This window comes from uncultured Polaribacter sp., from assembly GCF_947503855.1.
In the GTDB taxonomy this organism is placed as follows: domain Bacteria; phylum Bacteroidota; class Bacteroidia; order Flavobacteriales; family Flavobacteriaceae; genus Polaribacter.
The window spans coordinates 22,697-48,364 of record NZ_CANNFF010000012.1; the positions used below are offsets into that span (position 1 = coordinate 22,697).

The 25,668-nt window shown below is 36.3% G+C and carries 11 protein-coding genes; 9 read left to right on the top strand and 2 right to left on the bottom strand.

From position 1 onward, the window contains the following. Window positions 1-113: 113 nt before the first annotated feature. Entirely contained in the window at window positions 114-341 is a 228-nt protein-coding gene (locus tag Q0662_RS10830) for a hypothetical protein (protein WP_298949636.1), read from the bottom strand. Between the two features lie 110 nt (window positions 342-451). Here Q0662_RS10830 and Q0662_RS10835 point away from each other — a divergent pair, with 110 nt between their 5' ends. Both Q0662_RS10835 and Q0662_RS10840 read left to right on the top strand, forming a co-directional pair. Then, window positions 452-841, top strand: coding sequence for a hypothetical protein (locus tag Q0662_RS10835; RefSeq protein WP_298949638.1), 390 nt, complete (start codon window positions 452-454; stop codon window positions 839-841). A gap of 290 nt (window positions 842-1,131) precedes the next feature. Further along, a complete protein-coding gene (locus Q0662_RS10840; RefSeq protein ID WP_298949640.1) occupies window positions 1,132-1,737 on the top strand; it encodes a recombinase family protein in 606 nt (201 codons plus the stop codon). A 776-nt stretch (window positions 1,738-2,513) separates the two neighbouring features. Here the strand turns inward: Q0662_RS10840 and Q0662_RS10845 are convergent. Then, on the bottom strand, window positions 2,514-2,690 hold the full coding sequence (locus Q0662_RS10845) for a hypothetical protein (protein ID WP_298949642.1): 177 nt from the start codon (window positions 2,688-2,690) through the stop codon (window positions 2,514-2,516). Between the two features lie 106 nt (window positions 2,691-2,796). On the opposite strand from Q0662_RS10845, the gene Q0662_RS10850 reads away from it, so the two are divergent. The 7 genes from Q0662_RS10850 to Q0662_RS10880 all read left to right on the top strand — a co-directional run bounded on the left by Q0662_RS10850 (window position 2,797) and on the right by Q0662_RS10880 (window position 25,660). Next, entirely contained in the window at window positions 2,797-3,885 is a 1,089-nt protein-coding gene (locus Q0662_RS10850) for a hypothetical protein (RefSeq protein WP_298949644.1), read from the top strand. 87 nt (window positions 3,886-3,972) lie between these two features. Further along, window positions 3,973-5,598 carry a DNA modification methylase gene (locus Q0662_RS10855; RefSeq protein ID WP_298949646.1) on the top strand — a complete coding sequence of 542 codons (1,626 nt, stop codon included), beginning with the start codon at window positions 3,973-3,975 and terminating at the stop codon, window positions 5,596-5,598. 4 nt (window positions 5,599-5,602) lie between these two features. Further along, window positions 5,603-7,090, top strand: coding sequence for a hypothetical protein (locus Q0662_RS10860; RefSeq protein ID WP_298949648.1), 1,488 nt, complete (start codon window positions 5,603-5,605; stop codon window positions 7,088-7,090). Between the two features lie 12 nt (window positions 7,091-7,102). Next, window positions 7,103-7,393, top strand: coding sequence for a helix-turn-helix domain-containing protein (locus tag Q0662_RS10865; protein WP_297814587.1), 291 nt, complete (start codon window positions 7,103-7,105; stop codon window positions 7,391-7,393). A 390-nt stretch (window positions 7,394-7,783) separates the two neighbouring features. Further along, window positions 7,784-9,019, top strand: coding sequence for a site-specific integrase (locus Q0662_RS10870; RefSeq protein WP_298949650.1), 1,236 nt, complete (start codon window positions 7,784-7,786; stop codon window positions 9,017-9,019). Between the two features lie 656 nt (window positions 9,020-9,675). Beyond that, the gene (locus Q0662_RS10875; RefSeq protein ID WP_298949652.1) at window positions 9,676-10,554 is read left to right on the top strand and encodes an IS982 family transposase; all 879 of its coding nucleotides are present in this window, start codon (window positions 9,676-9,678) and stop codon (window positions 10,552-10,554) included. Window position 10,555: 1 nt separating this feature from the next. Then, the gene (locus tag Q0662_RS10880) at window positions 10,556-25,660 is read left to right on the top strand and encodes an MBG domain-containing protein (protein WP_298949654.1); all 15,105 of its coding nucleotides are present in this window, start codon (window positions 10,556-10,558) and stop codon (window positions 25,658-25,660) included. Window positions 25,661-25,668: the final 8 nt, after the last annotated feature.

Sequence of the window (25,668 nt, forward strand, 5' to 3'; positions counted from 1 at the left end):
CTTGAAAAAAGAATAAAATAGACATTGATATGGAAACGAATATTTTCATATAATTTAGACAAATATACAAATTATTGAATGCAATGGTTGTGCAAAAGATAATGAGTTATTTTTTACAAAAACCATAATTTGTTTTTTGCATCCTCTTGCCCCAAAAACCTATTATCTGTAAATAGCACTTGAAATACTGCTGTTTTAACCTCTTTACGGTTAACAAAGGTTTCACCTAATTCCACACCAAAACGGTGCTCTAAAAACTCATAAAGAGTACCACTCACCACAAGATTTATATACTGGCTAAACTCATTATTCATAAGGATTTTATCAATATCTCCTAACATAATGTAAGAATCAGTATCGTGTACTTTGATATGTGATATATTCAATCTATCATCAATCCTACCATCAACCTCATAATAATTATCATTTATATTATTAAAAGAAGAAATTAATGGGGGGTGAACCTTTAACAAAAGATCAGTTAAGAAAATATGTTTCAGATGGTGATAAATGGATAAAAACATTAGGACGGTTAAATCCAGAATTTTCAAATAGCTATGATGATGCTTTATTAATTGGTAAGAATTTAAATGAAAAAGATGTTCAAAATTTATATTTTGGACAACTAGAACACACTACATATATTGATATAACTGAATGGTTTATTGAGTTTGTAGAGTTATGTTATAAAGTAGCAGATAAAAATATTAAAAACGACTTTGATGAACAGTTTATCGAAGATGTTTTGGATTTTGTGGATAATATAAAAAACAATGGTAGAGAAACTACTTCAGGTGTAAAACTGATTTTTAGAGAAAATTCTGGAAAATTTATTTTTTAAAAAACTTGAGTTTTTACAAAAAATCCAGAAAAATATTCGCTCAGGTCATTGCCCCCCTCTACAGATACCAAAAAAAGAGGTATTTAAGGGGGGATACGGCAGGGAGTGCTGCAGGGAGGTCCCCCACGGTATGATCCTTCACCAATTTTAGTCGGCAAAATCCATTAATCACAATAATAGCGTACACTTTAATTTATGAGTGTTTTGATAGCGATAAAATATAGGTTTTATGCTGCATGAGGGGTGTGGCTGCTATAATTTTAGGGTATAGATAGGTAAACCTTAAAATTATGAGTATTTCAATATTATATACAAGAGTTTCGAGTGTAGATCAGAAAACGGATCGACAAAGAGTAAAAGAGGATGAATTTGATAAAGTTATCGAAGATAAATGTTCGGGAGCCATTCCAATTTTTGAAAGACCCGAGGGTTCAACCCTAAAAACCCTTATAGATCGACAATTGATCAAGTCAATTTCTGTTTGGCAAATTGATCGTTGCGGTCGTGACCTTAGAGATATTATAAATTTTATTCATTACACCACTGAGAGAGGAATCCCTGTAAATTTTTTATCGCAAGGTCTATGCACACTCAATGAAGACAAAGAGGAAAATCCGATCTCTAAAATGATAATCTCAATTCTTGGAGTGGTTGCTGAAATGGAACGAAAACTTTCAAAAGAACGTCAACGTGAGGGTATTGAGTTGGCTAAATTAGATCCAACAAAATATCTTGGAAGAAAACCAGGTTCTAACGAAGATCCAATTAAGTTTTTATCAAAACCACAAAATAAAAAGGCGTTAGACTTACTAAGAAAGGGATATAAAAACATTGAGGTTGCTAAGATCACGGAGCTTCATGTGAATACCATCACTAAAGTTAAACGACATTTATAATGGATACCTTTTTTACTATTTACTTTATTGTTGTTGGGGTATTATTCACTCTAAACCTGATATCTGTGCTAATTAAATTCTTCATTACTGAAGGTGAAGACTGGCAATTTCAGTTGGCAGAGGATGTATTGAACTGGTGCCTTCATCTTTATCCAATACGTAAACAAAAACCACTACTGACTTTAGTTGAGGGTAAATCTCATCTTGCGGGAGAGTATTGTTTCTACAATAACACAATTACCATCTACAGGAACAACAATGTAATACGCAGAGAACTAATCAATACTGTTATCCATGAGTATTTCCATTATTACCTAATTACATCGGAGTCGAAATCTAAACTCTATCATGATCAACTGGATCAATTCTCATTGGAGCAACACCCGCAGGAAATTCTTTGCAATACTATGGGTGAAACTCTTACAAAGGTCTATTTGAAAAATAAATAAAAACGGACGTTATTTCACAAGGAGGACAATAACCCAAGAGATTATACCAATCATATTTAGTGTAATACAATGATCAAATTCACGGATTAAACAGATATAATCGAGAATTAGTTTCAATATCAGTTGGTATTTTATTAGTTCGAACTGTCAAATTTTTCACGACAAAAAAATCCAAATTCGTTCAATAAAATCAACTTTTCAGGATCTAATTCGTGTTCTTTTAGAATATGTAATCGTTCTTCAAAGAAATCATTTAACAACTCCATATTAGATGGATTATTAAACCCACAATTGATCAAATATCGATTGAAATATTCGTAATCTAAATTATTTTTTTCTTTTAGCATCGTCTTTTATTTTTTTTAATTTTTCGATTACAGACTCTCTGATTAGATCTGATGTTGTGTATTTTTTGTTATTTTCTTCAATAACACAATCTATCAAATCTTTGAATTGACTTTCTGTTATTCTTACGATTACCCTTTTTGATTTTTTCTCTTTCATGATTTTGTTTCTATATAAATATCATGAAATTCAAAATTTGTCAGACAAAAAAAAGTAATCTTGCACATCGCTTTTGAGTTTGCTATTTTTACATAAATCTAAGTAAGTGAAAGTTAAAATCTCATATCTAAATTCACAGGGACGTGACAACATAGCTGAAGTTGTTGATATGTTTTCAAAGGATAGAGGTCCATTGACTTTTGAATTACTTGAGAATAATTATTCTTCGGATCACTTTCAATATCATCGAGATTTAACAAAAATATCCATTGATGATTTGAAGGAATTGTCCAGGTTAATTAGGTTAGATCACTCGATAGGAAGTGATGACTTCGTTGTTGTAATCTCTCAAAAAACTATTGATGCCTCAGTAATTAATATTACATCATTAAAAGATTGGTATAGTTTCTATTACGAACAGAATATACTTGTTAAGTCAGGTGGTTGGAGTAATATAACAGAGGGTAAACCATATCTTGCTATTGCTCATCAAATCATTGAAAATATATTTCAATACCTCGGTAAACTGGATTTAAATTCTATTCGTTTACAAGATTCTATTCATATGGAAACAGAAGTTTGTATTAATGATTTTTGTGAAAAACCAAATGAAACTAAGGGGAAAATTAGATCGGGTTACATTTGTAGGAGCTGTATACAATCAGCATTAAATTATACCTCCAATGATTATGTTATTCAAATTAAAAACATCTTAAGTAGAATTAGTAATCGGTTAAGAGAGAACTATGACTTTAACTTTTCCGATAATGAATTGAAAATTCAGGTAACTGAAAATTATAAAATTGAAATTGGTGGGCAACCTTTGGATTTTGGTCATAAAGGTAAATTATCTCATGTTGTTTATCTCTTTTACTTAATCAATCACAAGTCTAAGTTTGGACGTAAGGATCTTTCAATAGGTGGTGTGGCTCACGAAAAATTCATGTTATTATATAATCATATATATAGTAAAATATATGAAGATGAGGTTAATCGGTACGTGAAGAGTATAACATCAGTTCATTCACGGATTTCCACCCGTATAAAAAATCAATTGAATATTGAGGCGTTGGCTCATAAGTATGGTTTTAACTCTTCAAATACAAAACAAGATGTTACAGTGTATTACATTGATATCTCCCCAGAACACCTAAGTATTCCCTCAGATCTTTTGAGTTTTAAAGTGAATTACTGATATCCTAAATTTCAATCGCAGCGCTGCGATTGAGGTATACCTTTTCCTTTCGTGATTTCTTTGTGGTATAATTTAAAACTTTATATCATGAAAAATTCAATGGAACAATTCGAAGTTGTAAAAATCGATCAAATCGTAAAAGTTGAAGAATTTAAAAACTTCTATGAATCACAAACCGATGATTCAGAAAATCAATTAAAATCTTCTTTGGAAAAGGAACAATTATTACCTTTAATTACCTCGAGAGATTTTCAATTAATTGACGGTTATCGTCGACTTAAGTTACTAAGTGCTTTAGGTAAGGAAGATGTAAAAGTCCAATTTGTAGATGTAGAACCATCTATTGGCCTTCGTTTATCCTTTAATATGTATCGACTAAAGACCGCTAACGACCTTACCAAAGAGGTTTTACAAGTTTTTAAATCGGTTGAAAAACGACAAGGTCAAGGGAATAATGGTAAACCTTACGATCGTTACGCGATTATCAGAGAAAAAATTAACTACCGATGGAAATCTCCCAAGGCAATCCGCCAGTTTGATAAAATTATCGAAAATGACTTTGAGAATAATCTGTTATTAAACGGAGTTGTGAACAAAGGGTGGAGTTTATCTGACTGTGAAAAATATCTAAGTGAATTAAAAGAGATTGATTTAACCAAAAATCATGGATTCACAGAACAGTTAACAAAAGGAGACCTAACTATTAATCAAGTCAATAAATTCATCGAAGAGAAAGAAAACCTTCAAAACAATTACAAAGACACTTTTGTAATTCCTAACAAGGCAACCACTTTTAAAATGAATTGTGTTGATATAGTTGATGTGCCGTCGTATACAAAAAGTATAGCAACTTTATTTACTTCCATTCCGTATTATATGTTACGTGGTTACGATAAGAAAAACTTGTCATCAGAATTGGGTCACGAAAAGACCCCCGAGGAGTTTGCGGATATCATTGGGGAGATTTTTGGGAAGGTTGAAGGAGTTCTTAATGAAACTTCCAATGTTTTTGTAAATATTGGTGACACCTACATTAATGGCTGTGCCATGGATATACCGGGTTTGGTGAAAGCAGCGATCTTAAAACATACAAAACTAAAATACAAAGAGTGTATCATCTGGTCCAAACCCAATCCTCATCCACAGGGAGAACAAGTAAAAAGACCGATAAATCAGATTGAATATATTTTATGGTTCGTTGTAGATCCTTCAAAATCGAAGTACAACTTACTAAAATATACGGATCATGAAAAAGAGGTAAGGATTACGACTGGTGCTAAAGATGTTGATAAAAACGGGAATGTATCCAAGAAAACAAAATCACTTTCAAAACCCTATAAGAAGATTTACAACCACATTGCAGCTCAAGATGTGGCTCATATGATTAAGTGTGCCACTGGTAAAAACAAACCTGCGTTCGATGCCTTCCCAACAGGTCATCCTGCATTGATGGCAGAACTTCTTCCTGTAATCCCAATTTTAATGACAACAGACGAGACTGATTTGGTTTACGATCCTTTTGGGGGTGCTAATACCACTGGTAGAATTTCTTTACTACTCAACAGACAATACTTAGGTACCGAACTTTCAACTCACTATCACAGGGTGGGTTGTAAGGTTCTTGAAAATACAATTGAAGAGATCAATCAGAATGATTTAGAGATTATCAATAGTGAGTATAAGGAAGTAGAAGAATTAACTGTAGCAGCATAAAATAATGAAAGTTTTAGTACCAACTAATTTAAACGTACCTGAATTGATTGAAGAATTGAATCTCTCTAATCGAAGACAGAAATATGTTAAAGAGAAAATATATCATTTGATATCCAGAGTTGTAGCAACACATAAAAATATTAAAAAGTTTGATAAAAATGGATACACCGGATTGTGTTCTAAAGAACTCAATATGATCTTAAATAGAGATTATAAATTGATTTTAGATCTATTAAAAGATAAAAATGTGATTGAGTTAGATCTCAATTATTTAAAAGGTGTGAGGTGTAATAAAATCAAGTTAAACGATCAATATCAAAAGACAGATAAGGTATTAAAAACCATAAGAAGAGAACATAAAACAGCACCCTCTAAAAACCAGTTATTAGATAGTTATTTCAACCACAACTTAGAAATACAAAAAGGGTACAAGAATCATGTAAAACACATATACGATACCCTGCGTCAAGAATTAACAAACGACAGTCAGCTACTGGTTCTTAAAAATAAAATTGGAATTTGGTTATTAACAATAAATGATGTTGAAAACAATCAGTATTGGTATAATAAATCTACAGCCAATTGGAGATATAGTTCCACATTAACGAATCTTTCCAAAACACTTAAGAAGTATTTAATTTATGAACAACAATCATTAGTTCAAGTAGATCTTAAATGTAGTCAGGTATATCTATTATCAAGTATATTAAACTATGATTTCTTTAAATCTAATGATGAGTTATCATTTCATCAAATTATGAATTCTTTATTATCTGATAAAATTATAAAAGATGTTATATCATATTTATTTTCTCCATTAATGTTTGCGCACTTTGAGCAAAGAAAGTATTTGGGGAAAGATGAGATAATTATTAGAGATCATCACGAATTCCAAAAATTTAGAGACGCACCATTTCAAGAAGATTTCTATTCACATTTATTTGAATTGGAACATGGAGATCCTCCCACGAATGCTCAACGTAAATCAATCAAAAAGGATATCATGTATGTATTGTTTCAAAACAATAGAAAACATCGAGAATTGGTGGAAGGAGTTCGGTTATTAGAAAAATTTTATCCCTATGTAAATCAATTTATTCTAAAGATTATGGACAGAATAGGTAAAAGGAATTTCTCCCTACTTCTACAGCGTGTGGAGAGTTATCTAATATTGGATTGTGTGGTTCCTGAATTTCATAGACGCTGTTCTGTAGCACCAGTTTTTACAATCCATGATTGTATCATTACAACGGAACAACATAAGTTAGAACTAACGAATGTGATGTTTGAAGTACTTCACGAAAAAACACGAATTAAACCCGGTTTATCGGTTGAAAAGTTAGATCCCTCAGATCTACTTGATGATAATTTTATAAAGGAAATAAGAGATGATATCTATAAGAAATCAACCAAGAGTAGATTTAAAAAAAAGAGTTGGTCGATACTCGACAAACATATTGAGACAACAAATGAATTTCTAAAAAACAACTAAAAAATGAAAATCATGAGAGAAGAAATGATCCAAATATTGAATGTAACAAAAGACGAACTAATCCAAATCGTTAAAGAAGGTGTCAAATTAGAATTGAACCGACAGAAGGCAATAGGTCAGACTACTTTTAATAACTCAGATGAAAAGTATTTAAGTAGAAGTGAAACTGCAAAATTACTTCATGTAACAGAAGTAACTCTTAATAACTGGGAGAAGAAAAATATACTTGTTCCGAGTAGAATAGGTAGACGTGTCTTATATAAAGAGGCTGAAGTTTTGGATAGATTGGACCATGCTGCATAATTAAGGTATAACAGTATAAATGTTATGTAATGTTACAAACTGCGCACACCTTTGAGCACACCCCAAAAACCAAAAAACCCGTAAATCATTGTTTATAAATGAGTTACGGGGTAATTTTGTGGTACCTCCAGGTGAATTTTAGGTTTACCTCATTTTACTACAATTTAATATAAGTAATTGTTAATCAGTAGTATAATGGTTATAATATTATAATAAAGTAAAAAGAAATCAAAAGAAATAACAATGATTTAAACCTGCCGAGCAACCTCTCGAGCAACCCGTATTCTTGCCTTATCTTAGCCAAGATCACTAATTTAGAGAAAGATGTATAAGGTGTTAAGGTCAACAAAATCGGCGGTTCGATTTAGTTTAAAAAAATCAAAGAAGTATTTGTCAGAAAATAGATACCAAGAAAGTTTAATTTTATTGTGGTTCTCTTTTGGAGGTGCAGACAAACGAGTAAGTTATTCAACTGGTTATACCGTTTCTTATGCGGACTGGGATTATCAAAAACAACGCGTTAAAACCAATAAATCAAGAGTTATCAATTCCCATACGGTCAATAACTATTTAAATAAGTTAGAAACTGAATTGATGAACACTTATAGTCGATATATAGATGAAGAAAGAGTAATAACAAAAGAACTTATAAGGGAAACATTAGATATCATAACAGGTAAAATAGAACCTGTAGAGAGAGAAGAAATAGTTCCTGTTGATTTTTTTAAGTTTTCTGAAAATTATTTGAATCAAAAAAAAGATCAAATTGCACAATTATCCTATACATTGTACAAAGGATCCTTAACGAAATTAAAGAAATATAAACGGTCAAGAAATGTTAGAGTTGACTTTAGTTCATTTGACAAACCCTTTTTAGATGATTTTAGAAAGTTTTTAGAGGTTCATGAGAACTTGGCTCTAAACACAATATCAAAACACTTTAAAAACCTTAAAATGTTTGTGATTGAAGCCAAGAATCAAGGATTGATATCGAATCCTCCACTAAAATATTTTAAAGTATCCACAGAAGAAACCACAGCAATTTATTTGAACGATTCTGAAATTGAGAAAATATTGAAATTGGACTTGTCCTTTAATAAAAGGATGGAATTGGCAAGAGATAAATTTTTAATGGGATGTTATACCGGTCAACGAGTTAGTGATTATAATGGAATTACCTCAGAAAATATTATTGATATAAATGGGTTGGAATGTTTTAGAATCAAACAACGTAAAACCAAGAATATTGTGGATTGTCCAATCACATTGGAAATACGAGAGATTATGACAAGGTACAACAATCAACCCCCACCATATCTTCATGACACGGATATTAATGAAAACATTAAGATTGTAGGAAGGATATTAGGATTTAACGAGGTTATAAAAACAGAAATTACCAAAGGAGGGAGGTTAGTAAAAAGAAATAAACTAAAATGGGAGATGATAGAGACACACACTGGTAGAAGAAGTTTCTGTACCAATAATTACAAAAAGGGAATGTCATCATTGTATATCATGCATTTTTCTGGTCATAAATCTGAACGTGAGTTCTTGAAATATATTAGAGATAGAGGAGAGGATAGAACCAAACACATTGTCGATCAAGGGTATTTTAATGTGTAGACTAAAGTTACGAGTAACGTTATTAAATTTCTCTAAAACCACTGAAAAATCCAATTATAAAATCTACAATCCATTTCATACTTTAGAAACCGAACCATAAAATGGAAATAGAAGTATACCAAAGAAACTTGATGAAATTAACAAATAGAATGACCAACATGTAGATTATTTGAAAGGTAGCAGCGTTTTTACCTCTAACTTGTATACCACCTAACTTAAAATTTGAGTAATTGGGTTTAAAGATGTTAAAGGAACCTGGTTTGTTTTTGAGGGAAGTACAAACCAAATTGAAAAATATTTTTTTGACTTTAACCCTTTGTAAAAAAGGGTAGTCTTCAAGGACTCTATGAAGTGCCTCAATTATTTCAGTTCGTTTACAATTATTCCAGAAAAAGATAAATATCGAAATACTTTCAAAAAAAATTAAATTGGCGACTATTATTGTAAAAGAAATTCATATCCATGTATCAAAAATTATTATTTTTGTTTAATTAATTCGGTAAAATAAATGGTCCTTATTTAATCATCAGAAAAATTATTTTGAAAACCAGAAAAATTTTTATTAAACAATACCCGTTGTGCATTATGATTTACAAGAAAAAAGTTGTTCATCTTACTGATAATCAGTAGATTGTTTTAATCAAAAAACATTAACAATGAACAACTTAAATGCAATTTACGAAAGAATATTGAAAGTTTTATCACAAATATCAGAACAACAATTATTGCCTTACCAAAGGCGTCAGCCTAGATTTAGCGATTTGGAATTGATATGTCTTAACCTTACGGCAGAATATTTGGGTATGGATAGTGAAAATGATCTGTTTAGAAAGTTGCCCAAAACATTGTTTTCAAAAATAGAGCGTAGTGTTTATAACATAATGCGTCGAAGGTTAGCAAGCCATATTGATGCCATAAGATTACAATTAGCGTCCTGTTTTAATGAATTTGAAGATTGCTTCATTGTAGATAGTATGCCATTGGAAGTATGCAAACTCTCTCGAAGCAGTCGCTCAAAAATTTGTAAGGAAAACAACTATGCTTATCCTGATAAAGGTTATTGTGCTGCACAGAACTCAACTTACTATGGTTATAAATTACACGCCGTTTGTTCTGTAAAGGGTGTTTTCCAAGCCATTGATTTGTCACCAGCATCGGTACACGATATACACTATTTAAAAGATATCAGAACCCAAATTAAAGATTGTACTTTAATTGGTGATAAAGGCTATCTATCTGCAAAGGTTCCACTTAATCTTTTTGAGAGTTGTAACATACGATTAAATACACCTATGAGAACTAACCAAAATAATTACATAAAGCAACCTTATGTATTCAGAAAATCAAGGAAGCGAATAGAAACGTTGTTCTCGCAGTTGTGTGACCAATTTATGATAAGACGCAACTATGCTAAGTCATTTGAGGGATTTAAAACAAGAATATTATCTAAGATAACTGCTCTAACTGTAGTACAATACATTAACAAGTTTGTCTTTGATAGAAACATAAACAACATTAAAATCAAAATTATTTAAAATGCACAACGGGTTAAACAATATAAAAATGAAATTTTTTAATATTCTTTTTTGTCTATCATTAACATTTATTACATTTAATTCTTTTTCACAAGAAATTGTTGATTTAAGCACCTGGGAGCAAAGAGGGGATCTTAATAATGGTAATTGGGTTTATGACAGCAATGCAAATAGTGTTAAACAAACCACCAATAGTAATCCAACTTTTTATGTAAGTGATCAAAATTTCATAAATAAAACAATCACTGGTGAGATTTATGTTAATACAAGTAGTGATGATGATTTTATAGGTTTTGTTCTTGGATTTGAAGAGCCGACAGCTAGTCTGTTGAATCGCTACAAATTTTTGTTGGTTGATTGGAAACAGCTAGATCAGGATCCTAGTAATAATACTCTTGCCAAGGCAGAGATCAGATTAATTTATTATGATAAAGCAGCAAATGATCCTGGTAATATTTTTTGGTCAACACCTACTCAAACTTCAACTTGGGGAGTAATTGACACTTATGATCCATCTCCAAGTTTTCCTGATGTCAACTCACAAGGTGGCTGGGAAGAGTTTAAAACTATTGAATTTAAAACAGTCTATTCTGAAAATAATGTCAAGATTTTCTTTGATTTTGGAGACGGAAACTTTACGAAGGTTTTTGACGTTGATGCCTCCAGTGTTCCTTTTTTCGAATCGTTTCCTGAGGGTAGAGTAGGGTTTTATAATTACTCTCAGAATGAAGTGATTTATAAAAACTTTACTGTACCTAATGGGAATTTTGAAATTGTGTCAACTGGTGGAGGAATTGAAGGTGTTGATTGGATGCTTTCAGGAAGTACATTAATCCCACTTTCGAGTAATGCAAAAATTAATTCGTCTGATTTTGAAAGCTTGCAAACAGGCGTGTCTACTATTAAAATTTCTGCAGAAAGTGCTTTTACTTTATCCGATGAAATTGACATTACCATCCCGCTAACCATTGAAAGTGAGACAATTACTTTAAATTCCGATATTATTTCTTCTGTTGATATTGGAGAGGCATTGGCTTTAAAATCAGAGAAGTCTATTTCCACAAACACTTCAGGCGTAACAATAATTACCCAAGGGGGTAATGTATTACTAAATTCCAATACAGATGATTCTGAGGGTGGTTCGATTGCTATGGATATTGCAACCATCAATACAAATGGAGGGAATATTACTTTATCAGGCGGTTCAGACCCTTTTACGGGTTATGCGGAAGGTTTAAACGAGCCTAGCATCACAGGATATTCGCTTCAGACTCCATTTAAAGGAATTTTCTTGAATGGAACTACCCTAAATGCTGCAGGAGGAGATATCATACTCCGTGGAAAAGGTGGTGACGTAACTGGTGTTGCCGGTAGTTATTTTGCAATTGGTATTGATATGGTGGGTTATCAGTCAGATGCGCAAGGGAACGCCAATACTCTTGGCACTATTATTACTACTTCGGGGAGCGGTTCAATTTCATTGAATGGTCTAGGAGGAGTGAATAATAATGCTAACACTCATGCAGTAGGAATTAATTTCTTCGAGAATAACGGAGGAGTTAATTCGATTATTACCACAGATGGTTCTATTAGTCTTCATGGATCTGATGGTTCAGGTAATGCGATTGAGCACGTTGGGGTTCTGAACGATGGAGGAGATGTATCGATATATTCTAATTCAGGCTCAATTAAGATTTCTGGTGCGGGAGATACCGCAGCATATGGTTTTAAAGTAGATGGTCCGACAAATATTGGATGGGACGGCGCTAATGCATTTACATCAGGAGATATTGCTATAGATGTTGATAATTTTAGTTTTACATCTTTAGCCAACTTCAAAACTGCAGGTGGCCTTAGCTTTCAACCATATGGAAATTCATTTGTTAGTGGAGGGATCAGTTTCCCTACTTCAAACGGCACTCTTGCAAATACGATTTCGTCACTCACAATAGGGAAATCAACCAACACGGCTGATGTGACTATTTCAGCAGCAATCAGCATGGCTGGACCTATTACGGTGTATGGTGGTAATATCAATATCAACCAAAACCTTAGCTCCACGGCTAATGGGGCGCCTATTTTGTTTAAGGCCTCTGGTAGCATTACTGTGGCTTCTGACAAGTCCATTCAAACGAATAATGGCGATATTATCTATTGGGCCGATAGTGATATAGATAACGAAGGGGCGATTAGCCTTGGAGATAATGTCACCCTAAATTCAGCCAACGGATCTACAACATCAAACCTTTCAGGCGGCGGTAAGATTGTCTTAGCAGGAGGTGCAGATGATGGTGCTAATGATGGAACTGCCTCAGATGGCATTCCAGATGGGTTTGCATCGAGTTCAACTGGAAATGGAATAAAGCTTAGTGCTTCAACTGAAAATCATACACAAATGTATTCTGGAGGAGGCAACATAATTATTAGAGGTCTTAGTAATCATGACTCACCATCTGACAATAGAGATGAGATCGGTATTCAGCATCAAGGTAGTTGGACAGCAAACTCAGGAAACGGATCTATTGATATAATTGGTATAAGTGATAAATTTTATGGTGTTAATTTTGTACGCGTATTGTCTTACAGTATAACAGGTCCTAAACTTTTGTCTCTCATATCAAATAAAGCTGTAGGTGCTGCAATAACTATTTCTGGAACCTCAAGTACTAGTCATGGTGTTGTGTTTAACTATGATAACCCAAAAGAAATATTAGCTACGGGTGGTGGTGATATTGTGATCACAGGTGCTGGTGCAGGTAGTGGTTATGGCATCTTTTTACAAAATCAAGATATTCTAGCTACTACGGGTGCTATTATTTTAAATGCTGGTGCAAAAGGAATCTATACTGCAAATGCCGGAATGAACCTTGGTCGTAAAGTAGGAAGCCCCATTACTATAAGCTCTTCTGATATTCGTTTGATAGCTGATCGCCTTGAATTTGTTAACACAGCTAATCTAAGCACTTCGGGTAAAGTAACTATTGAATCTAATGCAGACAGCTTTACAGGCGTGCTTACTTTTCCAGTCGACAATCTTACGCTTAGCAACGATGTAAGCGGATTGACCCTTGGGAAGGCAACTAATACAGTTGATATAACAGTTTCAAATGCTACTACCATTGCTGGTCCTATAACTATATATGGTAGCGATCTTACTTTTAATGCTGCCCTTACAGCTACAGATGACAACATAAACCTTCATGCAACAGGCAATGTAACACAAAGTGCAGCACTCACAGCCAATGGTTTAGGTTTACACGGCACGGGAACCTTTACTCTTACCAACACTTCAAATAATGTAGCTACCATAGCAGGTGGTGATAACACCACCAAACTGGGAAGCCTAAGCTTTGTAGATGCCACCGGTGGCTTGACCATCGGTACGGTTAACCCAACAGGTATCGCAGCCACAGGAGATGTACTTATCGAAACACTCTCTGGAGATATCTTGCTCAAAGAACCTATTTTTACCACTTCGAGCACGACCACCGCTGCAGGCTACACAGGTGCCATTGTCCTTAATGCAGGAAAGAACAGTGCGATCGGGACGACCACAGGAGGTGATATCATCGTTTCGGATGATGGTGCGGTGAGTGCACCAAATGGTATCACCAAACTATACAGCGGAAAAGAATCCACTAGCACAGGCTTGACTACTTTGGCCGGCGGTACTGCCAACAACAGAAATTCTGTCGATGAGACCACGACAACCTTCTCTCCTGTACTCAATGCGACAGGAGGTAACAACTATGCACTTTATCGAGAAGCTGGAAACAACTCACTCTACACCGATGGTTCAAATGATTTTGTCCAGCTGGCGAGTAGTCCGATTGCAGATGGAGCGACAGATTTTACCATTGAGCTCTGGATTAAGCCAGATGCCAGTAATTTCGATGATACCGAATACCATGGCTTCATTGGCTATTATACCGGTATTACTAATACTCGAAGCCCTTCCTTATGGCTGAAGGAAGGTAAAGTCCATCTGGATTCGTATCGAAACTCAGATAAACAGAGATTTGATTTTCTAACCGATCGTGCACTGATTACTCAGGATGAATGGACTCATGTGGCCTTTGTCAAAGACGCAGAGATATTCCGAGTCTATTTGGATGGGGAATTGGCGATTACCACTGTGGCTCCTGATCAGGTCAACATTGAAGGTGATAGTTATTATATCGGCCGGGTTAACAATTATTTTTCAGGTCAACTTGACGAGGTTCGATTCTGGAATGACGCCCGAACAGAAGCTGAAATCTTGGACTTGATGAATGTGGAGGCTACTGGAACGGAGACAGGCTTGGTAGCTTATTATGACTTCAATCATGGAGTACCTGGTGGCACCAATGCCGGATTGACAACGCTAGAGGATAGAACCATAGGTGTGAATGATGGAATTTTGAATAATGCGGCCTTAAGTGGTTCGAGCAGTAACTGGGTCAGCGGATTCTTCCCTAAGATCTCAGGGGAGGGTTTTGTGTACAAAGGTGAGACGAGCCAGTTAATTCATTTTGCTTCTGGGGGTACTTGGTCTGTTGATAATCCCTCGATTGGTACTATTACCTCTGGTGGTCTCCTCACCGGAGTTACTAGCGGTCAGGTCGTAGTAACCTATACCCAAGGAGGCAACACCAGCTCTAAAACAATTGATGTGGTTGATCCGAATAACTTAGGAGGATTGACCGTTGTGACTTCTGGCGGAACTGCTGCTGGCAACGGCTGGACTTACAGCAATGGTGTAATTCGTCCAACCTCATCCAATGCAGTGAATGTGAATGCTTCGGATGTGTTGGCAAAATTGAATCTAAACCACCTGACCATTGAAGCGAGTACTATTACGATCAATGCTGATGTACTTTCTTCATACAGTAATGATCTAACCTTAAAGGCTACAGGTAATATTACCGTCAACGAAGACCATACCATTCAAACCAATGGTGGTGATATCATACTTTGGTCTAATAATGATGATGAGACTATTAATGGTGGATATATCTATCTTCAAGATAATACAACAATCGATACAAGAACTTCAAGTGATAGAACATCAGCTAATGGTTCTAATGATGATGAAAATGGTGGAGCTATAATCTTAGGTGGAGGAACTGGAACTACAGTACCTGCAGGATATGCCTTAAATAATGCGAATACGCTAAGAGGGGGTATTAGCTTAGGAACTGAGAGTGGTGGCCAAAGACATGATAGTAATATTACATTGATTTCAGGAGGAGGAGATATTTCCCTTAAAGGGAAACAGACATCCTTACTTAATGGAGATGCTGCAGGTATTAATGCCTATGAAGGTTTTGTTCTTGATGCAGGTAAAACCGGAAATATAACTTTAGAGGGTGATGTTAGTGATTCTAACGCTTCATATTCAGACGGTATGAATCTTGGGAATTATGCTACTACTGCTGGTGGTGCAGCTTCACACATAAAAACAGTAGATGGAGACATCGCTTTAATGGGAAGCGCATCAGATGCATCAGTTCATAGCAGAGGGTTAACCTTAGCAGGAGGAGGTGCAGGATTGTTTATTCAAAGTACAGGTACAGGTAGTATCAGTCTTTCAGGTACGCCTGGAGGCACGGGAGTTCAGTATAATATTTTACTGATTGGCGCAAACATTCTAGCCAGTAGTGGTGATATAGATTTAGTTGGAGGCAGTACAGGAAAGATTTTTAATACTTCATTTGCTTCAACCATTGGTTACAAATTAGGTAGTGATGTTTTAAGTTCTACTAGCGACATAACAGTTACTGGAGATGACTTTGATTTAAGTTCTGGATTTAACTTCAATACCGCAGGAACTTTAAAGGTAGAATCATTTGGGAACTCATTTACAAATGCATTTAACACCTCTCAATTGACCTATTCTTCAGATTTGACAGGTCTTACCATTGGTAAATCAACAAATACCTCAAACGTAACGGTAGCTTCTGATATAGATATCAATGGCCCGGTAAGTATTTATGGTGGAAATATCTATGTAAATGAAAACATTGACACCCAAGGAGGTGCCACAAATGGAGATGTATTACTAAAAGTATCGGCAGATATAGTACTTGCTGAATCTAAAACAATTACTACTGATGGAGGTGATGTAATTCTTTGGTCAAATAGTGATAATGAAACTACATCAGGGTCATTAATAACAAGAAAAGGCTCATCAATTACGACAAATAGTGGACATTTATGGATTGGAGGAGGTGCTGAATCAGGTTCTCTTTGGAATGGTCTAACAGTAGGGGATGGTTATGCTGTTGCCGGAACTAGTTTGAATGATTTAGATAGACCAAATACTAATACGGATGCATCTTGGAGAGGTGCTGGTATTTTCTTAGATGGAACTACAATTAATACTTCAGGAGGGCATATTGCTATGTATGGAAAATCAGTTGGAAATTATGATGGGCTTGTAACATATGGCATCAATACTATTAATTCAGGTACTGGAAAAATTTCAATAAATGCTGACGCAAATGATAATTACGCATCACTTTTTGGGGTTCATAATAGTGTTACTCCATCAATAACAAATATCACATCAACAAATAGTGATGCTGACGCCATTACTTTTAATCTAGGCTCTGGCACGGGAACACAAAATTATGGTGCTTGGGTAGAGGGTGATGTAATTGTTTTGGCCGCCAATGGTGGAGGCATAACTTATAATGCTTTATCGAATGTTTCTAATGTTGGACTTAATTTAGGTTATAGTACAACGAGTTCTGGTTATCTGTATTTATTAGCAGATGTTGGTGATATTAATTTAAATACAGGGCTTGGTGGGATTACCTTACAAAATCAATTCACCGATATTTATTTAGGTAAAAATGCTGATAAAGGGGTAAGTAGTTCATCAAGCGACATCACATTTACATCGGATAAAATCAGTTCAAATGGAATATTACATTTTAGTACATCGGGAGCTATAACTATCGAATCTTTAGGCAATTCATTTACCTCTGCATTCGATACAAGTACTTTAGATTATTCTTCTGATGTTACTGGTTTAATAATAGGTAAAGCTACAAATAATCAAGATGTTACAATTGGTGCGGTTGTTATTGATGGTCCGTTAACAGTATATGGGAAAAATATTGCAGTAAGCGGTGCGGTAAACGTCGGAAATAATACAGTTAAACTATCGGGTTCAGGCAATGTAACAGATGGAGTAAATGGATATATAATTGCTGAAAGTTTAGCGCTTTTAGACGGTAATGTAACTTTAGACAATACTTCCAACAATGTATCTTCGATAGCCGGAGGCGATAACGCCACCAAACTAGGTAGCCTTAACTATATAAATTCAGTAAGCTTAACGGTAGGCAGTGTAAATCCTACGGGGATTACTTCCTCAGGAACGATTGAGCTGGCTACGCTTACGGGAGATCTAACGATCACTGAGCCGATAGTTTCTACAAAATCTACGGGTGATGCGGTAAAGTTGTATGCGGACAAGGATGCCACTGCAGGTAATGCAGGCGACGGCAATATCAAAATAACCGATAATGGTTCAATAACCGTTGAATCAGGCGCAAGAGCCTTATTGTATTCGGGTAAGGAATCAGAGAGTACGGGAGTTCAGACAGAGGTAGGTGGAGAGAGCAACACACGTACAAGTGTTGATGCAACTACAGATTTAAGTACAGTTGACCCGGTATTGTCAGCGACAGGCAAGTATGGTTTGTTCCGCATGAAAAATGTGAATGACAATGCTAATCTTGTGAGTTTAACGACATCTTCAGGCGCGTTAAGTCCGGTGTTTGCTTCAGCGACTACGGATTATACGGTGGTTCTTCCGCAGGGGACAACAAGTGTAAACTTCACCCCGACAACCGACGATGGGTCAGCGACGCTAAAGATCAATGAAACAGCTCATACTAGCGGGGTTGCATATACTGCTAGTAATTTGAAGGCTTATCAGCTCTATGAGATAGAGGTAACAGCAAGTGATGGTGTAGCGAAGAAGACCTATAAGCTAGCGGTATTGGTTACCCAAGCTACTGTCCCATCACCTACGGGTGTATGGCGTAATTTATTTGCTGGGGAGAATTTTGATCCGAACGATGATCAGCAGGCAACTGCTGATACGGATTTGGTTGGTAATTCGACCGATGCGATGATGCAAGCACAGCAAGAGACGTATAGTTTTTCAGATGGTCAGGATAAGGTTTATTACTTCCGTGTTCGATTGGGTAATGAGAATGCGCCTAATACGAGTTTTTACTATGGTATGGATGTGGACTCTGATTACAAGATAGACTTTGTGATAGAGGCGAACTTGAAGGACAAGACTCCATATGTGGCTTACCACGCTCATGATCCTAGTAAGGATGGTAGTGGTCCATCACAGACGGCCTGGTTAAACAGCAAGAAAGACAATAATATAGAGCGTCAGTTAGGTGCACGTGATGCACGCATTGTGAGTTATGTTACACAGGGAGAGTCAACGACCAATGTAGATATTGATGGACCCGTAGGTGGTCAGAACAATGGAGATGATACGTGGTTGGAATTTGCCTTTACTGAGTCAAGCTTTAAGTCATGGACTAATGATTATTTAGGCAATGAATTAACTGGTTCAGATGTAAACGGTTTAGTAGCTTTTACATCGACTTCACAGACGGCCAATGGAGACATTGGAGGAATCAATGATAAGACGGCAGACCTTAGTTTGACTTGGCAGGAGTTAGGTAACTTTATAGAGTCTAATCTGGATGATGTGACGACATATTCATTGTTTACCCCGACTGTAGCGAGCCAATTATCAAGAACAACAACACCTACAGTAACTGGTAGTTGGGGAGGTTCAAATGAAGGTGATGATACACTAACAGTAACTATTGACGGAGTCACCTATACGGTAGGAAACGGTTTAACAACAGATGGTTCGTCATGGTCAGTAGAGGTAAGTACACCATTAGCAGAAGGTATTTATGATGTAACAGCTACAGCGAGCAGGGCATCAGATGGATCTAGTAAGACAGACAGCACTGCAGAAGAGCTAGAGGTTAAATTGACTATCCTATTAACAAGTGAGACAATTACAGTTGCTTCTATATCCGACTTAGTGTATACGGGCTCAGGTCAAACTCCAAGCCCAGAGGTTAAGGATGGCACTACGGCTCTTGTACAAGACACGGATTACACGCTATCATATCAAGATAATATCAATGTAGGAGAAGCAACGGTTACCATTACAGGGATCAATGCCTACGAGGGCAGTAGAACAGTAACCTTTAATATTACCCCAGCACCACTGACTATTGTAGCAGAAGATAAGAGTAAGGTATTTGGAGAGGTAGATCCTGAGTTAACGGTAAGTTATGCAGGATTTGTGAACGGCGAGGATAAGGACGACCTAACAGGAACTTTATCTATCAGTAGAGTATCTGGAGAGGCGGTATCAACGTATGCTATTACAGCTTCAGGATTAACATCGACAAACTACGATATAACGTATACTCCAGGAACATTTGCCATTACAAGTAGGCTTATTACTCAGTCTGCTATTACGGTATTACCGATAACGGACTTAGTGTATACGGGCTCAGTTCAAATTCCAAGCCCAGAGGTGAAGGATGGAGCTACGGTTCTTGTAGAAGACACGGATTACACGCTATCATATCAAGATAATATCAATGTAGGTACAGCAACAGTTACTGTTACAGGTACGGGTAATTACAATGGAACAAAAGATGTAACATTTGCAATCACTCCAGCACCACTGACTATTACAGCAGAAGATAAGAGTAAGGTATTTGGAGAAGTAGATCCATCGTTAACGGTAAGCTACACAGGTTTTGTAAACGCAGAAGATCAAGAAGACCTAACAGGTGCCTTATCAATAAGTAGAGTATCTGGAGAGGCGGTATCAACGTATGCTATTACAGCTTCAGGATTAACATCGACAAACTACGATATAACGTATACTCCAGGAACATTTGCCATTACAAGTAGGCTAATTAGTCAGTCTGCTATCACGGTATCTTCGATAACGGACTTAGTGTATACGGGCTTAGGTCAAACTCCAAGCCCAGAGGTGAAGGATGGAGCAATTACTTTGGTACAAGACACGGATTACACGCTGTCTTACCAGGACAACCTCAATGTAGGACAAGCTACAGTTACTGTTACAGGTAAGGGTAATTACAATGGAACAAGAACAGTAACCTTTAACATTCTGAAGAAGACGTTAACCATTAGTGGTCTTAGTGCCGATGATAAGGAATACGATGGTACAACCGAAGCTACTTTATCTGGAACAGCAAGTTTGGTAGGTTTAGTAGATGGTGACGATGTGGTATTATCGGGTACCCCAGAGAGTACTTTTACATCACCTAATGTATCCACAGCGATTACGGTAACAGTAGTTGGCTATGAGCTAACAGGAGCGGCAAAAGACAATTACAGTTTGAGTCAGCCAACGGGGCTTAGTGCAGATATCACTTACCGTGTGATAAGTGTTATCCCTACAAATGGTTTAACAAAGCAATACGGGGAAGTAGATCCTGAGTTTACTTACACCTTCAGTGGATCGATAAGTGGGCAGATGGCAGCTTTTAGAGGTAGCTTAAGCAGAGAGCAAGGAGAAGATGTAGATAGCTACCAGATAACTCAGGGCAGCTTAAGCCTAATAGACAACGGCAACTTCAAAGCGTCGAATTATACGATTACTCTGACAACAAATATTGATTTTGAGATTACAAAAGCACCATTAATAGTCACGGTAAACAATGATGCTAAGTTTGTGACTCAGGCTGATAGACAAGGTTATGCAGGGGTAAGCTACAGTGGCTTTAAGTTTGGTGAGGATCTCACATCACTGAATACCACAAACCTGACTATCACTCGAAGCAATTCGGGAGTTGAAGCAGCAGGTATATATACCGATGTACTAGAAGCTTCAGGTATAACATCACAGAACTATTCGATTAGTTATGAGCCAGCAGATTATCAGATTGTAGCGGCAGATCAGTTATATGTGAAGTTAGCAGATACAGAGGTTGTATATGGAGAGGATCCAGTCTACCGTGTAGAGTTGTCAGGATATTACAGTTCAGACAATACACAAGTAGTTGATTTAACTTCTAGTACGAGTGTAACAGGCAATAAAGTAACGGTAGTAGATGGAGTATCAGGAAGCGCAGAGTTTTTGATAGTTCCAGAGACGCCATTGTATAGTACATCAAATCATCTTTCTGTAGGTGCTTATAATTTAGTTTCAGACCAAGCGGTATTTACTAGTTCAAACTTTAACAACACGTTAATTGAGCAAGGAGTTTTAAGGGTAAATCCTAAGGAATTAGTTGTCAGTTTATCAAGTACAAAGTCAAAGGTTTATGATGGCAACGCGCTATTACCATCGATGATATTTGATTTGAGTACACCTTTTACGGGAGATAAGGTATCAGCATTAGGTACAGGTATTTATGAAAGTGCAAATGCAGGAGAGACAGATTATAGGGTATCAGGCTTATCACTAAGTGGCTCTGATGCGAACAATTATTACATTCAAGGAGGAGCGAATACTCAGATTACAGGGACAGATGGTCAAATTAGCAAACGAACAATTAGCGTTGTTCCAAGAGTTGGACAATCAAAGATATTTGGTACATCGGATCCAATTTTGACTTATGATTACAACGGAGAGGTTAATGGTGAGACACCTGTATTTAATGGTTCTTTAGAGCGTGAAGTAGGAGAATCTCGAGGGCTGTATGCTATTAGCCAAGGGTCTCTTTTATTGACAGATAAAGATAGTTTCATAGCCTCTAATTATGAATTAGCCTTTACAAGCGGGATTGACTTTACAATTACAAATAAGTTACTATCAGATCAGGATATTAATATATTACCGATATCAGAGGTAATTTACAACGGGCAGGCACAGGAGCCTACTCCAGTGGTAAAAGATGGCGGAGTTACACTAACAGAGGGGGTTGATTATGAGTTATCTTATGATAATAATACCGATGTAGGCAAGGCAACTATTACCATTACAGGCTTAGGTAATTATGGAGGAGTCAGAACGGTTACTTTTAACATTCTACCAAGAGTAATTACTGTGACGCCAGATTCAGATCAGAGTAAGGAGTATGGTGAATCGGATCCGTTACTGACTTATACCTTTAGTGGCGAAGTGAGTGGAGAGACCCCAGACTTTGACAACACACTAAGCAGGGAGCTTGGAGAGGATGTAGACAGCTACCAGATTACACAGGGTAGTTTAACCCTTGCAGACAATGGATTGTTCAAGGCCTCTAATTATGAGATTGACTTTACAGCCAATATAGACTTTACGATTAGTAAGGCTTCACTTACAATTACTGTAAATAATGATTCTAAGTTTGTAACACAGGCTGATGTAGCGGGTTATGCAGGAGTGAGCTATAGTGGCTTTAAGTTTGGAGAAGACCAAACAGCTATAGATACTACAAACCTGAGTATTACCCGAAGTAATTTAGGAGTAGAAGCTGTAGGGATTTATCCATCTGTTTTGGAAGCCTCAGGAGTGATATCTCAGAACTATGATATTGTTTATCAGAAAGGAGATTATACAATAATAGGAGCAGATCAGTTGTTAGTTAAGCTAAAAGACAGTGAGGTTGTTTATGCAGATGTTCCAGTCTTTGAGGTTTTAGAAGCGGGATATTATAATTCAAGTAATGAATTGATAGAAGACTTAACATCAAGTGTACAGGTTATTGGAACAGAGGTAACGGTAACTGATGGTACTTCTGGCACGGCAGTCTTTGATATAGTAGTAGTATCACCACAGTTGAGTAGTTCAGGTACTTTACAATCAGGAAGCTATGTATTGGAGTCGGGTAATATTAGTAAGACGAGTCCGAACTTTAGTGATACGATAATACTTCAGGGTAACCTTAATGTAACACCAAAAGAGTTAACAGTCTCCTTGATTAGTAGTGTGATTAAGGAGTATGATGGTAATGATAATCTGTTGAATTTAGAGTTATCTTTAACTACACCTATTGATACAGATATTGTATTGGCAAGTGGGGCTGGTGTTTATGAGAGTAAGGATGTTGGAGTAAGAAATTATACGGTATCAGGGATAACTTTAAGCGGAGCAGATGCAGGGAACTACTTTATCCAGGGAGGTGTAAATGCAAGTATCACGGGTACGGATGGAGAGATTACTAAGCGTGTGCTTACAGTGACTCCTGATGCAAACCAAGGTAAGACTTTTGGAGAGTCAGATCCTAGTTTGACTTATAGTTATAGTGGATTGATAAATGGAGAGATACCACTCTTTAGTGGTACACTTGGCAGAGATCAAGGAGAGGCTGTTGGATCTTATCAGATCACACAAGGAAGTCTTGTATCACAAGACAATGGAGTTTTCTTGAAGGGTAACTACGAGCTTGTGTTTACTGAAGGAGAGTTTACGATCACTGCTAAGTCAATTACGGATGCAGACATCAGTGTAGCACCTATTGAGGACTTTGTTTACACGGGTCAAGGGATTACTCCTCCGTTAACGGTGAAGGATGGAGCAACTACTTTGGTACAGGGAACTGATTATGGATTAGATTACAGTAATAATATCAATGTTGGTATAGCTACAGTTACGATTGTTAGCTATGGCAATTACACTGGTAACAAGGTAGTAACCTTTAACATTACCCGAGCTCCACTGACTATTACGGCAGAAGATAAGACAAAGGAGTTTGGAGAGGATGATCCTGAGTTAACGGTAAGTTATACTGGTTTTGTGAATGGCGAGGATGCTGAAGACCTTACAGGTAGCTTAGCAATCAGCAGAGCTACTGGCGAGTCAGCAGGCACTTATGCGATTACAGCTTCAGGTTTAACGTCAACGAATTATGCGCTTACTTATACAGAAGGAGATTTTACGATCACTAGTAAGTCAATTACGGATACTGACATTACAGTATCTCCGATAACAGATTTGGTATACAACGGATCATTACAAAGACCAAAGCCTATGGTAGAAGATGATTCAAACCTATTAGATGAAGGAATCGATTATAGATTAAGTTATAGTGATAATACCAATGTAGGGCAAGCGAGAGTAACCATTACAGGAATTGGTAATTATAATGGTAGTAGAACCGTAAGGTTTATGATTTTACCAAAGGTTATAGAAATTTTAATACCAGATCAAGAGAAAGATTATGGTGCTCAAGATCCTGTATTGGTATTTACAGCAGATCCTGTACTTTTTGGTTCGGACGAATTTACAGGGGTGTTATCACGAGAATCAGGTGAGGCTGTAGGAGAGTATTTAATATCCTCTGGGACTTTAAGTGCAGGAGATAATTATACTTTAAATATTCAGTCAGATGCTATTTTTAGGATTATTAGAATTGATAGTGACGGAGACGGTGTTGCGGATGATATAGAAGAGACAGATGGAACAGACCCGTTAGATACTTGTGATTTTGTATTGGCAAGTCAAACATTTCCACCGAGTATAGCTTGGGACACAGCAGACTGTGATATTGATGGAGTAACCAATGCCGAAGAATTGATAGATGGTACTGATCCATTGAATTCAGATAGTGATGGAGATGGAGTTGTAGATGGTTATGAGAAAACAGATGGTACAGATCCATTAGATTTTTGTTCATCAGTACCATCTAGAATTACAGAGTCATTATCTGATGAATTTTTGTTTAGTGACTGTGACGGTGATGGTTTGAGTAATGGAGATGAGATTGGATTAGATCCAAAAAATCCAATTGACTCAAATGGTAATGGTGTTTTTGATTATTTAGAGTTCAATAATTATAGACCTTCGGCAGAGGATAATTTAGAGATTTTTAATTTATTGACACCAAATGGAGATGGCCAGAATGATGTATTTGTGATCCGTAATATTGAGTTGTATCCGGAGAATATTTTAGAGATTTACAATCGTTGGGGATCTAAGGTTTATAATGTATCGGGATATGGGCAAAATGGAAATTATTTCACAGGTGTTTCCAATGGAAGAGGAGTAATTTCACCATCATCATTATTACCAACAGGGACATACTTTTATATTTTAAAATATAAATCAAGTTCAGGAGATTTTAAAGAGCGCAAGGGTTATTTATATTTAACTAGATAGATTGTTTT